Source organism: Carboxylicivirga marina (assembly GCF_016612505.1).
GTDB lineage: Bacteria > Bacteroidota > Bacteroidia > Bacteroidales > Marinilabiliaceae > Carboxylicivirga > Carboxylicivirga marina.
Genome location: NZ_JAENRR010000097.1, coordinates 1 through 13,183 on the forward strand (window position 1 = coordinate 1; position 13,183 = coordinate 13,183).

A 13,183-nucleotide genomic window follows, 5' to 3' on the forward strand; every position below is an offset into this window, starting at 1 on the left:
ACCCAAGGCATATAAGCAAAGAAAGGAATCTCAGCTAACTTTTGGATTTACTTAAAAAAATGGGGTAACTCCAACATGCACATAATTAAAATTGATAAAAATCAGGTTGCTTTTAATAATTTTTACCGTTTAATATAGCATTTACTAAACAGTGCTTCAGTACATTTGCCGTACAAACAAACTAATTACAATGGAATCAATTAAAGAAATATATAAGATAGGAAGTGGCCCCTCTAGCAGTCACACGATGGGACCTAAGAAAGCAGCAGAAATGTTTATTAAAAGACAACCGCAAGCTGCTTCATACAAGGTTGTTTTGTATGGTAGCTTGGCCGCTACAGGAAAAGGCCACCTAACCGACTATGCGATTGAAGAGGTTTTCAAGAAAAAGGAATTACAGCTTTCTGTCGAATGGAAACCGGAAGAGTTTCTGCCCCGTCATTCAAATGCGCTCACTTTTTATGCACTTGATACAGATAACAAAGAGATTGATCGATGGACTGCATACAGTGTAGGAGGAGGAACCGTTATTGATGATTTCACACAAGAAGAAACAACAACGGTTTATGAATTAACAACCTTGGATGAGATTCTGCAGTGGTGCGAAGCAAATGGAAAACACCTTTGGGAATACGTAGAAGAAATTGAAGGTAAAGAAATATGGACGTACCTCGAGAAGGTCTGGAAAGTCATGCGCACAGCTATCAAAAAAGGCCTCGACGAAGAAGGTGTTTTACCTGGTGCACTTAAGCTGCCAAGAAAAGCGGCTTCGTATTACACTAAAGCTAAAAACTTTAGTGGTCGCATGGAGCGACGCTCAATGATATTTGCCTATGCTCTAGCTGTTTCGGAACAAAATGCAGCTGGCGGAACCATAGTAACTGCCCCTACATGTGGTGCTAGTGGTGTACTACCTGCTGTGCTCAAATTTATTGAAAGCTATTACGAATCAACCGACAAGAAAATTCTTCGTGCCCTTGCTACAGCGGGCTTAATTGGTAATCTAGTCAAATACAATGCTTCAATCTCTGGGGCTGAAGTAGGCTGCCAGGGAGAAGTAGGAACAGCTTGCGCGATGGCTTCTGCCGCAGCTACTCAATTATTTGGCGGCACTATTTACCAGGTGGAGTATTCAGCTGAAATGGGCTTAGAGCATCACTTAGGATTAACTTGCGATCCAATAGCAGGCTTGGTTCAAATTCCTTGTATTGAACGTAATGCTTTTGCAGCTGCCAGAGCATTAAACCATAATACATACGTCCTTTTATCTGACGGACGACATCGAATAACTTTCGATGAAGTAGTAAAAGCGATGAAACAGACCGGACATGATTTACCAAACATCTACAAAGAAACTTCAACAGGTGGTTTAGCCGTATTTCATCAGGCAAGAGACATCATGAAAAATGATTAATTTAAATAAAGGGGCTTAATTAAAGCCTCTTTATTTATATCATAATTCAATGATGCCAATTGCAACATCGGCAAAAATGATTATATTTATGTAACTAAACCAAACATAATTAATCATGGAATTTCTATCCAACGTGGCGGTTATCTGGTTTATAGCTGGAGTCGCTCTCTTATTACTCGAATTTATTATCCCTGGTGTTTTTATTTTATTCTTTGGCATTGGCGCATTGGTAACTGCTTTATGCGTTTATCTGTTTGAGCCATCACTAGCCGTACAGTTCTTAATCTTCAGTATTACGTCAGTATTATCACTCATTTTACTTCGGTCATACCTTCTTAAGAAACTCTACAAGATGCCCGATTTAGTAGATGATCCGGATGAAGAATTTATTGGCGAAACAGCTTACTGTCTTAGTAACATACAACCTGATTCTGATGGAAAAGTTGAATTCAAAGGCACAACCTGGACGGCATCTGCAGGCCAAGAAATAATTGCCGGAACAAAAGTGAAAATCATCCGAAAGATTGGTCTCATCCTTGAAGTCGAGGCCGTTTAATTTTATTTTAACCTCTTATTATTCATTTTTTATGGACGCACAAAGTATTGTTTTAATTGCAGTAATAGTCTTACTTGTAATCATTCTTCTGTCATGTATTAAAATTGTTCCACAACGTTCTGCCTTTATCGTTGAACGATTAGGTAAATACAACGGAACATTAACTGCTGGTTTTCATTTCTTAATGCCTTTTATCGATAAGGTATCGTATAAACACACTTTAAAAGAAGCAGCTATTGATGTGGCCTCTCAGTCATGTATCACAAAAGATAACATTGCGGTAGAGGTTGATGGCGTATTGTACCTTCAGATTATCGACCCTAAAAAAGCCTCATATGGAATTGACAATTATGGCTTTGCAGCTATCCAAATAGCACAAACAACTATGCGTAGTGTGATTGGCCGACTTGATTTAGATAAAACTTTCGAAGAACGCGAAACCATAAATACGAGCATTGTAGAAGCTGTTGATAAAGCCAGTGATCCTTGGGGTGTAAAAATCACACGTTATGAAGTGAAAAACATTACGCCTCCACAAAGTATTAAAGATGCTATGGAAAAACAGATGCGTGCTGAACGCGAAAAGCGTGCCATGATTGCCGAATCAGAAGGTCAGAAACAAGCAAAAATCAATGTAGCCGAAGGTGAAAAGCAAGAACTTATAGCGCGCTCAGAGGGTGAAAAGCAAAAACGCATTAACGAAGCAGAAGGTAAAGCTGCCGAAATTGAATCCATTGCATCTGCTACGGCAACTGGAATTCGTGAAATTGCTTTGGCAATAAATGAAAAAGGAGGAATTGATGCAGTTAACCTCCGTGTTGCTGAACAATACCTGGGTGAATTTGGCAAATTAGCCAAAACCAATAACACCATGATTATTCCATCTAACATGTCTGACGTTTCAAGCATTATTGCAACGGCTACTTCTGTTTTAGATCAAACAAAGAAATAATTCAACAATTTGTTTTAATCAAAAAAGCGGGACTTAGTCTCGCTTTTTTTTTACATTTGAACGCAACAAATAAAAGTATTCGTAAGTCACTACCTCTTTCTTAAGGTTACAACAGATAACAATAGCGCACAACATTCTAGACTCTAATTAATCAACTACAATATCTTCAACAAAATCAGGTATATGAAAAAAAGTGTAACATTACTTTTAATGATAATCTCAATCCTTACCTTATTGAGTTTTTTATTTAAAAAAGTTGATGATTACACTTCAAGCAACCATTATTGTAACTCATGCCATGTACACGATCATGCCCATTCATCTTGGATGCAATCCGTTCATTACTATAACTCTTCCAAGGAAGAATCAAGCTGTGTAGATTGTCATTTACCACCTAAAGGACATGGCTATTACAAGGCCAAAATTCATGCGGGCTATAGGGATATACATGCATTCCTGTTTAAGAATTCCACTGAATATAATTGGCACAAAAAATCACAGATTGAGGCAGCTAAAAGTCACACTTTCAAACAATCGTGCCTCTCTTGTCATGACAAGCTTTTCCCCATTGACTTGTCGCAGGATGGAGAATTAGCGCACTGGCACTACCTTCAACATCAGGATGAAATGCACTGTGTGCAGTGCCATATAAATGTTGGTCACGGTGCTGATGCTAAAGCAAGCCGAAATTTTCTCTTTCTGCAAGCCAAGGAGCTAATAGATACGATATATGAAACGCCAGCTACAATTGATCGTTTTGAATCATTTACTGAAAGAATTCCTCAAAGCGATATTTCTTTTAAAATGATTGCAGTCAAAGACAGTCCCTTGAAAGATTATAATCAAGATGCCATTGTCAGCGATTTCTTTATAGCTGAGATTGAAACCAGCTGGGAAATGTATCAACAATTTCTGTCAGAAACAGAATCAGAAGGTCGAAAAGAGAATGAAATGATTGATGGCATCTCTGGCGCCACCCCTCCATGGGGAAATCCCGACCAAGGATGGGGCTTGGGACAGCGTCCGGCTATTACCATGACACATTATGCAGCTAGCGTATTTTGCCAATGGCTTTCTAATAAAACAAATAAATCGTATCGACTACCCACTGAACTAGAATGGGAGCATGTCGCAAAATTAGCTATCAAAAACATTGCTATTTCAGATCAAATTGCAAATACGAACCAGAACAAAACTACACTCCCCGACGAAATCGTACCTGATAATCTTGGATTGAAGCACTTATTTGGGAATGTAAAGGAATTTTGCTCCAACAACGTTAGAGGTGAGTACATTATTAAAGGTGGTTCATTTAAAAACAGGCTTGAAGAGTTATCACCAGAATGGCGCAAAACCACCCATCACTCCAAATGGCTTAAGACCGATCCGCAAATTCCGAAAAGTATTTGGTGGTATTCAGATTGTAATGATGTCGGATTTAGAGTAGTTTTGAGTTATCAACCAGAGCAAAGGAGCAGGTAATGAAATATACACGACGTGACTTCATTAATAAAAGTCTGCTGGCAGGAAGTCTAACACTGACTGCCAGCACAGTGAGTTGTTTACAAAATGAGGTAAAATCTGATTCCTCATTACAGGCACCTGATGGACCTAAATTAAAAGCCGGTTTAATTGGTTGTGGATCACGTGGAACAGGTGCCGTACTCAATTTCCTAGATTCTGGCCCTTCCTTAGAAATTGTGGCATTGGGTGACATCTTCGAAGATAAACTTCAGAAATGCCGTGACAATATAAAAAAAGAAAGAAATATTGAACTTGATTATGAAAGGTGCTTTGTTGGTCCTGATGCTTTCGAAAAAGTAATTGATTGCGATATAGACATCGTATTGTTAGCTACACCACCATATTTTAGACCTCAACATTTTGAAGCAGCCATTAAAGCAGGCAAGCATGTATTTATGGAAAAACCAGTAGCCGTTGATCCGGTTGGTGTACGCTCCATATTAATTAATGGTATTCGTGCACAAGAAATGGGGCTTTCCGTTGTAACTGGTACAATCAAGCGTCACCAGGAAGATTATAAGGCTACTTACAAAAAAATCCAACAAGGTGCTATTGGCGAGATAACATCTGGCAATTGCTATTACAACCAGGGCAAGTTGTGGCATGTTAATCCCAAGGCAGAATGGAGTGAACTCGAAGCCATGGTGCGTAACTGGGTGAATTGGACATGGCTTTCAGGAGACCATATTGTAGAGCAACACATTCACAACCTCGATTTGATGAATTGGTATATTGGTAGTCATCCCATCAAAGCTACTGGTTTTGGGAGTCGACAGCGGCGCGTTACCGGCGATCAATTTGATAATTTTAGCGTTGACTATATCTATCCAAACAACGTACATGTCCACAGCATGTGTCGTCAAATAAACGGCTGTTCAACCAATGTTAGCGACTACATCAGAGGTACGCATGGCTACACTAACTGTGAGAATACCATCTTTAATCCACAAGGTCAGGTTCGATGGAAATACCCATTAAACGATGAACAGTCCAATGATCGGTGGTATTTTTTCTGGCGCGCCTTTGTACAAGAGCATGTTGATTTAGTAACTGCTATCAGAAACAATCAACCTATAAATGAAGCACAACAGATTGCTGAGTCATCATTAACAGCGATTATGGGACGTATTTCGGCTTATACTGGTAAAACAATAACCTGGGATGAAATGCTTAATAGTGAAATCCATTTAGGTCCAAAACATTTTATCATGGGCAATACCAGCTTTAATAAATCTATCCCAACACCCGGTAAATAATGGATAAAACCGACACCATAACTTGCAACTCATGTCAATCATCCTTCAAGAACTATGAACTTGATAGAAACTGTTGCAATTGCTTTTGCTGCACTGGTTGTGAAATATACATTTGCGCCCGGTGCAAGGCTGAAATCATCATACGTCCCATTGGTAAACCTCCTGATATTAAATACCATAACGAATAATTTTAGTTTTTCTTTACTTTTATGGTAGGGTAAAACAGTCTGCATACGGTAAGTGAGTACACAAGAATAAACTAATACTCATTACCATGAGAAAGAAATTATATACCTCAGCAGTGGTCCTATTATTGTTTTCAACATTAACATTGGCCAACAATCCTACCAGGAAAAGACAGGTTAATCAACAAATACGCATTAGAAATGGCGTTACAACTGGAGAACTTACCAAAGCAGAAGCAATTAAACTGCAAAAGCAGCAAGTAAACATCAAGCGGACTAAAAAATCAGCGATAGCTGATGGCATTGTTACAAGAAAAGAACGCGTAGCCATTCAACACAAGCAAAATAGAGCCAGCGCTAACATCTATCGAAAAAAACACTATAATTTAAGCCGTTAAAAAGAATCTATCATGTTGCAACTAGCTATTTTATCAATTGTTTTAAGCGCATTTATTCTCATACACATGTGGAAATGGGGAATGAGTGACAGAGGCAAGAAGAAACATAGAAAACCCTCAAAGCAAGTTTTTTCATTTCACGAGGGCACTTTTAAATACGAAGAACAAGAACTTTAGAAAGTAGTTTTTTTCATAACAGTTGGATTAATACAATCCTTTAAACAACAAGCCGGAATTCTCACTTCCGGCTTGTTTATTTACGTATATATTTTATTACCCATTTATTTTCCAACAAACATTAATAGTACACAATAAGTGTTAATATCTAATGCTTTGGCATATTTTTTATTGTTTCAATAGCAAACAATAAAACATTAGCAATATGAATCGACTTAAAACATTTTTAATAGTTTCAGGCATGCTGTTTAGCTTGTCGGCAATGGCAGGAGAAAGCGGCATTATCAAGGTAAATCATCATCCTGAAAGTGGGTATTCTGTTTTATCAATTATAAACAACCAACTCAATTACAACACTCTGGAAGTCATTTGTAATTCATCAGGTCAAACATTAATGAATGATAGAATTAAAAACCAGGCCTCATACCAGAAATTACTTGATTTTAAAGAGCTAGAAGATGGCAGCTACACAGCTCAAATAAGTGGAGACAACGAATTAATTTTATGAAGAGTTCGACATTCAATACGGTACAATCCATAATAAAGAATTCGCAAAAGACATTTATGACGAAAGCAACGAAACAAAATTCTTTATAAATCCCGAAAAAACAAGCTTGACGGTGAGTCACATCAATTCAAAAAGAAATCATTTGGTATTTAAAGTGACTAACCTTGATCGTCAAAAAGAAGTTGAATTAACAAAAGAAGGTAACAAGATGGGGTATTCAAACATTTATGACCTTGAATATTTGAGAGCAGGAAACTATAGAGCAACATTAATATCAGGCGATTCCTCATTCCATTATGACTTCACACTTTAAAGACATCAAACATGGATGTTCAAGAACCAAATTGTAAAAAATCTGGTTTTCTTGTTTATCTGCATTTCGATGCCATTACCATTAAAAAGATTATAATTTTTTAACGTTTTGATGCAGGACAGTAATAAACTATTGTTTCCAACTTCTGTTTATTTATAGATAGTTAATTAAAGTTGTACATATAAGCAGAACCTTTTGATTTCCTGTTAAATTGACTATTTTTGCGCCGTTTTATTATAGACTAAAAAGCAAATAAAGAAATAGAATTAAATATTATCACATGAGCAAGAAAACGATATTGATTATCCTTGATGGATGGGGATACGGAGACCACTCGAAATCAGATGGTATCTACACAGGTGAAACACCATATTTCGATAGTTTGGTTAAAAACTATCCAAACTCTCAATTACAGGCTTCGGGTGAAAACGTTGGATTACCTGATGGTCAGATGGGGAATAGCGAAGTAGGTCACTTGAATATTGGTGCTGGTCGTGTTGTATACCAGGATTTGGTAAAAATTAACCGTGCTTGTGCCGATGGATCAATTGCTCAAAATCCGGAAGTTGTTAAAGCATATTCATATGCCAAAGAGAATAATAAGCAAATTCACTTTTTAGGTTTATTATCTAAAGGTGGAGTACACTCGAGTCAGGAGCATCTGTACAAGTTGCTAGATATTGCTAAAGAGTACGGCATTGAAAATCAGGCATTCGTTCATGCATTCATGGATGGTCGTGATACCGACCCCAAAAGCGGAAAAGGCTTTATGGCTGAATTACTTCAGCACATGGAGAAATCAGGCGGAAAAGTGGCCTCGATGATTGGTCGTTACTATGCTATGGATCGTGATAAACGCTGGGAACGCGTAAAAGAAGCATACGATCTGATGGTGAATGGAACAGGTACTCCTTCGACAGACATTCTTTCATCAATTGATGCTTCATATACTGAAGGTGTAACTGATGAATTCATTAAAGCAGTAAGCCACGTAGATACTGACGGTAATCCGGTTGGAACCATTCAGGAAGGTGATGTAGTAGTTTTCTTCAACTTCCGTAACGACCGTGCTCGTGAAATTACGCAGGTATTAACACAGGAGGATATGCCAGAAGAAGGAATGAAAACCATTCCATTGCATTATTGCACAATGACGCCTTACGATGCTACATTTGAAGGCATGCATATTTTGTATGATAAAGATAATGTAACAAACACCATTGGTGAAGTAGTTGCCAATGCTGGCTTAAAACAACTTCGTATCGCTGAAACTGAAAAGTATGCTCACGTTACATTCTTCTTCTCAGGAGGTCGTGAAGCGGTGTACGAAGGTGAAGATCGAATTTTGGTCAATTCGCCTAAAGTAGCCACATACGATTTACAACCTGAAATGAGTGCGCATGAGGTTAAAGATAAAATTGTAGCTGAGTTAAATCAGAATAAATACGATTTTATTGCATTAAACTATGCCAATGGTGATATGGTTGGTCATACCGGAGAATACGATGCGATTATGAAGGCTGTTAAAGCTGTTGACGAATGCCTTGAAGCAACGATTGAAGCAGCCAAAGCAAATGGTTACGAAGCGATTATTATTGCCGACCACGGTAATGCTGACAATGCCATCAATGCTGATGGTTCTCCAAATACTGCTCACTCATTAAACCCGGTTCCTTTCATTTGGGTAACCGAGCGCAAAGGTGAAGTGAAAAATGGAATTTTAGCCGATGTGGCACCGTCTATTCTTCGTTTAATGAACGTTGAACAACCAGATGACATGACAGGTGAAGCACTGATTGATTTGAAATAGAAGATTTCTTCATATTGGTAAAGGCAACTCATATTGGGTTGCCTTTATTTTTTGCCCAAACAAAAGTGATTCAATATCGTTTCATACAAAACACCAGTTAATGAATCAGCATAAAAGAAAGAAACTTAAGCCAGTAAATGTAATTGATAATAGATTACTGACTTCTGGAGTTCATTATATATCAATCGAAAAAAATTGTGAATTCAAAGCCGGGCAAGTCATTGCAATAGCCCTGAACCCCAACGACGAACCTCGCCTCTACTCTATTGCTTCGGGAACTAATAAAAAATACATCAGCATACTTTTTGATATCAAACCCGGTGGTGAACTAACTCCACCTCTATCAAAAGTTAAAAGTGGCGATACGGTATTTATTTCTGAGCCTTTTGGCAAATTTCTATGCGCCGATAAACCAGCAACCTGGATCGCGACAGGCACAGGCATTGCGCCTTTTTTATCGATTATCGAATCAGGACAAAACAAAAACATTAAATTATTACATGGTGCTCGCACTTTAGATAAGTTCTTCTTTCAGGAATACCTCTACGAACAGCTTGGAGATTACTATCTTCGTTTTTGCACTACTGAATCAAATGAAAGAACAATAGATGGCCGTTTGACAGACTATCTCAAGAATTCAAAAAAACTACCAACTAATAATAAATACTATCTTTGCGGCAGTTCGCAAATGGTTATTGACGTGCGCGAAATACTGATTAGCAAAGGCATTCCTTTCGATAATATTATTGCAGAAATATACTTTTAAAATGAGCAAAGAGGCATTATACGGAAAAACACTGAGTGAGTTAAAGGCATGTGTGAAAGAACTAGGTTTACCCGCATTTACCTCAAAGCAAATTGCAGACTGGTTGTACAAAAAACATGTGACCACCATAGATGACATGACCAACTTGTCGAAGAAAGCTCGATTAATGCTTAACGAGCAATTTGAGGTTGGCCTTGTACCGCCACAATCATTTCAGGAGTCAGTCGATGGCACTAAAAAATACCTTTTTCAAACCAACAATCATCAGTTCATTGAAGCAGCCTATCTGCCTGAAGATAATCGCAATACTCTTTGTATTTCATCACAGGTTGGATGTAAAATGGGATGCCTATTTTGCATGACGGCTCGCCAGGGATTTCAAAAAAACCTGACTACCAACGAAATTCTGAACCAAATTGCCAGTCTGCCCGAACGCGAGACACTAAGCAATGTTGTATACATGGGCATGGGCGAACCAATGGATAACATTGACAATGTATTAAAAAGCCTCGAAATTATCACTTCAGAATGGGGCTACGCCTGGAGTCCTCGTCGTATTAATGTTTCAACCATAGGTGTTATTCCGGCCATGCGTCGTTTTATCGAAGAATCAGAAGCTCATTTGGCCATCAGTTTGCATTCACCCTTTAACGAAGAACGCAAGCAGTTGATGCCAATTGAAAATGTTTACACGGCTGAAAAGATGATTGAAGCTCTTAAAGACTACGACTTTGGCCGTCAGCGTCGTATATCCTTCGAATACATCATGTTTAAAGGTGTTAATGATTCTGCTCAACATGTCAAAGGATTGCTTCAGCTTTTAGATGGCATAAAATGTCGGGTAAACCTCATTCATTTTCACCCTATTCCTAATTCACCATTGGAAGGTAGTGATTATAAAACAATGGAATATTTCCGTGATAAATTATCACAAAAAGGCATTACCACAACTATTAGAAAATCGCGTGGTGAGGATATTTATGCCGCTTGTGGGCTGCTATCAACCAAGAAACTCATTCAGGAAGATACTGATAAAGACTTCTAAACTTTTTACTTCCATATATACCTTGATATTGATACTTTGTATTGACATTCAGTTTTTAGCTTCTTAGATTAGACGATAATTATAATACTAATAACTAAATCTAAGCAAAATGTTAAAACTTATCTTGAATGGAACTGTAGGCTCTGATGCCGAAGTCAAAAACGTTGGTCAGCGCAAAGCCATTAACTTTGATGTTGCAGTATCAATGGATCACAAAAATGCTAATGGCGAAAAAGTTGAGCGCACTGAGTGGGTAAGAGCTGTATTATGGAGAAGCGAAAAGCAATTCACTAAAGTGGCTGACTTTCTAAAGAAAGGTCAGAAAATTATCATTGAGGGAACACCTGGAAGTCAAGGTTATCAAAGCAAAGATGGCACTATTAAATCAACTTTGCATGTCAACATAAAAGAGCTGGAACTTCTGAATTAAAAGCTATTCTTATAAAAGCTGCAGTCATTTTTCAACTTGCAGCTTTTCCTCGCTTTTACTTTTCAAATTGAATATAGTAGTGCTTCAATAATTCTTTCTATTTTTGAGTATCAAATTCAATCACCATGAAGACACTGTGTATTTTAACAACATCATTACTTATACTATTAGCAGCATGTGGTCCTAATCAGCAAGAATTAGCGAAGGTGAAATTTAACCGTGCTGAACAATTATTTATAGATAAAAAGTTTAATGATGCTAAATTAGAAATTGACTCTATCGAAGTATTGTACCCCAATCAAATTGAGTACATTACACGCGGACACGATCTTCTAAGAAAAATAACGATTGAAGAGCAACGACAGAATTTGCTGTTTTTAGATAGTATGCTGGCAGTTAAGCAGGCAGAACTAAAACCGTTGATGAAAAACTTTATTGAATCATCAGATTATGGAAGTAAAAAGATTTTGATTCATAAACGCCAGAAGCCTGAAAATTCGTATGGCCGAATATACCTTAGGGCTCATCTTGATTTAGAAGGTAACTTTTATATTTCAAGCAGATACACGGGTACCGAAAGAATATATCATGATCAGATAAAAGTATATTTTAGTGGTAATACGGCCCTAAGCGAAGAAATTGCCGAAGATGGTTTTAACAACCGTCATTTTGAAGATGGTGAAAACCAATGGGAAGTAGTGAACTATAAAGATGGAAAAGACAATGGCGTAATCGATTTCATTGCCAATAATGCTGATAAATCATTAAAAGTTCAATTCCGAGGAAAAAAGTACTATTACATTGTTATGGAAACTTTTGATAAAGAAGCCATTCGCGATGGTTATGAAATATCATTCGTACTAAAAGAAATCGAACGAGTTAAAGAAGAAATTAGCAAGGTTAATGCCGAATTAAAACGCCTAAACGCCTAGTAACTCAAAATAGATAAAAAAAGCTGCTACACACTTTGTTGTAGCAGCTTTTTTTATGCCTAATAATTTCTTTAATGCACTAATTCACAAACGTTACAAACCCCAATAAATAAGTTCTCAATACTTTCGTAACTAATTTTGGTACTTTCATCAAAAAAGTGAAGAAGATGGCATAATCCTTAATAACTTTAGGTGATTAGTTTTTATCAAAACTACACTGATATGCAAACCAAAAACCCAATTGGCAGGTTATTAAAAATAGCTTGTATAACTTTATTCGCAATAATATTGCCTGGTTATATACTTTCACAAGAGATAACTATTTCTGGCACAGATGGAGAAGAAGGCTCAACTTCTGGGAAGTTCACTTTCACACCAGCATCTGCTTTTACAAGTGATGGTACAATTACTGTTAGTTTCACTTCCGGAACTGCAACAGAAACAGTTGATTATTCTGTCGTAAGTAAAACTATTAATTATTTAACCGGAGAAACTGAAGTTTCATTAGATGTTAATATAATTGATGACAGTGATGTTGAAGGACAAGAATCAATAGAACTAACTATTCAAAGCACTACAGGAGACGCAACTATTAAATCTTCTCCTGGTAACAAACAACTGATCAACATTACCGACAATGACAAATCAGTCATTTCAATTGACGCTACAACTCAGGCTGAAGAAGACAATACAAATGGGCTATTTACAATCAATATTACTCCGGCACTGGTAGGCCCGGCAACGATAAACTACACTGTGAGTGGTACTGCACAAAATGGAACCGATTATTCAACCATCACTTCCTCCATTGACCTGAACACTGGAGCTAATTCGGCAACTATTCCGGTAACAGTTACTACTGATGCACTAGTCGAAGGTAACGAAACGGTCATCATCACTTTAAATACCCAAACAAA

The 13,183-nt window shown here is 37.5% G+C and carries 14 protein-coding genes; all 14 read left to right on the top strand.

Features of this window, described 5'->3' with window-relative positions:
• Nucleotides 1–190 precede the first annotated feature (190 nt).
• Nucleotides 191–1,414, top strand: coding sequence for an L-serine ammonia-lyase (locus JIV24_RS21055; protein WP_200467064.1), 1,224 nt, complete (start codon nucleotides 191–193; stop codon nucleotides 1,412–1,414).
• Between the two features lie 115 nt (nucleotides 1,415–1,529).
• Nucleotides 1,530–1,970, top strand: a complete 441-nt coding sequence (locus tag JIV24_RS21060; RefSeq protein ID WP_200467065.1) for an NfeD family protein — start codon at nucleotides 1,530–1,532, stop codon at nucleotides 1,968–1,970.
• A 31-nt stretch (nucleotides 1,971–2,001) separates the two neighbouring features.
• Nucleotides 2,002–2,922: an SPFH domain-containing protein gene (locus JIV24_RS21065; protein ID WP_200467066.1), complete on the top strand. Its 921-nt coding sequence runs from the start codon at nucleotides 2,002–2,004 to the stop codon at nucleotides 2,920–2,922.
• Nucleotides 2,923–3,105: 183 nt separating this feature from the next.
• Complete coding sequence (locus JIV24_RS21070) at nucleotides 3,106–4,404, top strand: NapC/NirT family cytochrome c (protein ID WP_200467067.1); 1,299 nt, start codon at nucleotides 3,106–3,108, stop codon at nucleotides 4,402–4,404.
• The gene (locus JIV24_RS21075; RefSeq protein ID WP_200467068.1) at nucleotides 4,404–5,702 is read left to right on the top strand and encodes a Gfo/Idh/MocA family protein; all 1,299 of its coding nucleotides are present in this window, start codon (nucleotides 4,404–4,406) and stop codon (nucleotides 5,700–5,702) included. Before JIV24_RS21070 ends, JIV24_RS21075 begins: the two co-directional genes overlap by 1 nt.
• A 274-nt stretch (nucleotides 5,703–5,976) precedes the next feature.
• Nucleotides 5,977–6,285 (top strand): hypothetical protein, encoded by a 309-nt coding sequence (locus JIV24_RS21080; RefSeq protein WP_200467069.1) that lies wholly within the window; start codon nucleotides 5,977–5,979, stop codon nucleotides 6,283–6,285.
• Between the two features lie 382 nt (nucleotides 6,286–6,667).
• A complete protein-coding gene (locus JIV24_RS21085) occupies nucleotides 6,668–6,970 on the top strand; it encodes a hypothetical protein (protein WP_200467070.1) in 303 nt (100 codons plus the stop codon).
• A 112-nt stretch (nucleotides 6,971–7,082) separates the two neighbouring features.
• Nucleotides 7,083–7,283, top strand: a complete 201-nt coding sequence (locus tag JIV24_RS21090) for a hypothetical protein (RefSeq protein WP_200467071.1) — start codon at nucleotides 7,083–7,085, stop codon at nucleotides 7,281–7,283.
• A 280-nt stretch (nucleotides 7,284–7,563) separates the two neighbouring features.
• A complete protein-coding gene (gpmI, locus tag JIV24_RS21095; RefSeq protein WP_200467072.1) occupies nucleotides 7,564–9,093 on the top strand; it encodes a 2,3-bisphosphoglycerate-independent phosphoglycerate mutase in 1,530 nt (509 codons plus the stop codon).
• 100 nt (nucleotides 9,094–9,193) lie between these two features.
• Nucleotides 9,194–9,859, top strand: a complete 666-nt coding sequence (locus JIV24_RS21100; protein ID WP_200467073.1) for an FAD-binding oxidoreductase — start codon at nucleotides 9,194–9,196, stop codon at nucleotides 9,857–9,859.
• Between the two features lies 1 nt (nucleotide 9,860).
• Complete coding sequence (gene rlmN, locus JIV24_RS21105; RefSeq protein ID WP_200467074.1) at nucleotides 9,861–10,904, top strand: 23S rRNA (adenine(2503)-C(2))-methyltransferase RlmN; 1,044 nt, start codon at nucleotides 9,861–9,863, stop codon at nucleotides 10,902–10,904.
• A 109-nt stretch (nucleotides 10,905–11,013) separates the two neighbouring features.
• On the top strand, nucleotides 11,014–11,334 hold the full coding sequence (locus JIV24_RS21110) for a single-stranded DNA-binding protein (protein WP_200467075.1): 321 nt from the start codon (nucleotides 11,014–11,016) through the stop codon (nucleotides 11,332–11,334).
• Between the two features lie 125 nt (nucleotides 11,335–11,459).
• On the top strand, nucleotides 11,460–12,266 hold the full coding sequence (locus JIV24_RS21115) for a hypothetical protein (RefSeq protein WP_200467076.1): 807 nt from the start codon (nucleotides 11,460–11,462) through the stop codon (nucleotides 12,264–12,266).
• Nucleotides 12,267–12,488: 222 nt separating this feature from the next.
• A partial coding sequence (locus JIV24_RS21120) for a Calx-beta domain-containing protein (protein WP_200467077.1) occupies nucleotides 12,489–13,183 on the top strand: 695 nt, incomplete at its 3' end.

Coding starts and splice junctions, on each gene's coding strand:
- JIV24_RS21055 (WP_200467064.1), top strand. CDS start 191: ATGGAATCAATTAAAGAAATATATAAGATAGGAAGTGGCCCCTCTAGC.
- JIV24_RS21060 (WP_200467065.1), top strand. CDS start 1,530: ATGGAATTTCTATCCAACGTGGCGGTTATCTGGTTTATAGCTGGAGTC.
- JIV24_RS21065 (WP_200467066.1), top strand. CDS start 2,002: ATGGACGCACAAAGTATTGTTTTAATTGCAGTAATAGTCTTACTTGTA.
- JIV24_RS21070 (WP_200467067.1), top strand. CDS start 3,106: ATGAAAAAAAGTGTAACATTACTTTTAATGATAATCTCAATCCTTACC.
- JIV24_RS21075 (WP_200467068.1), top strand. CDS start 4,404: ATGAAATATACACGACGTGACTTCATTAATAAAAGTCTGCTGGCAGGA.
- JIV24_RS21080 (WP_200467069.1), top strand. CDS start 5,977: ATGAGAAAGAAATTATATACCTCAGCAGTGGTCCTATTATTGTTTTCA.
- JIV24_RS21085 (WP_200467070.1), top strand. CDS start 6,668: ATGAATCGACTTAAAACATTTTTAATAGTTTCAGGCATGCTGTTTAGC.
- gpmI (WP_200467072.1), top strand. CDS start 7,564: ATGAGCAAGAAAACGATATTGATTATCCTTGATGGATGGGGATACGGA.
- JIV24_RS21100 (WP_200467073.1), top strand. CDS start 9,194: ATGAATCAGCATAAAAGAAAGAAACTTAAGCCAGTAAATGTAATTGAT.
- rlmN (WP_200467074.1), top strand. CDS start 9,861: ATGAGCAAAGAGGCATTATACGGAAAAACACTGAGTGAGTTAAAGGCA.
- JIV24_RS21110 (WP_200467075.1), top strand. CDS start 11,014: ATGTTAAAACTTATCTTGAATGGAACTGTAGGCTCTGATGCCGAAGTC.
- JIV24_RS21115 (WP_200467076.1), top strand. CDS start 11,460: ATGAAGACACTGTGTATTTTAACAACATCATTACTTATACTATTAGCA.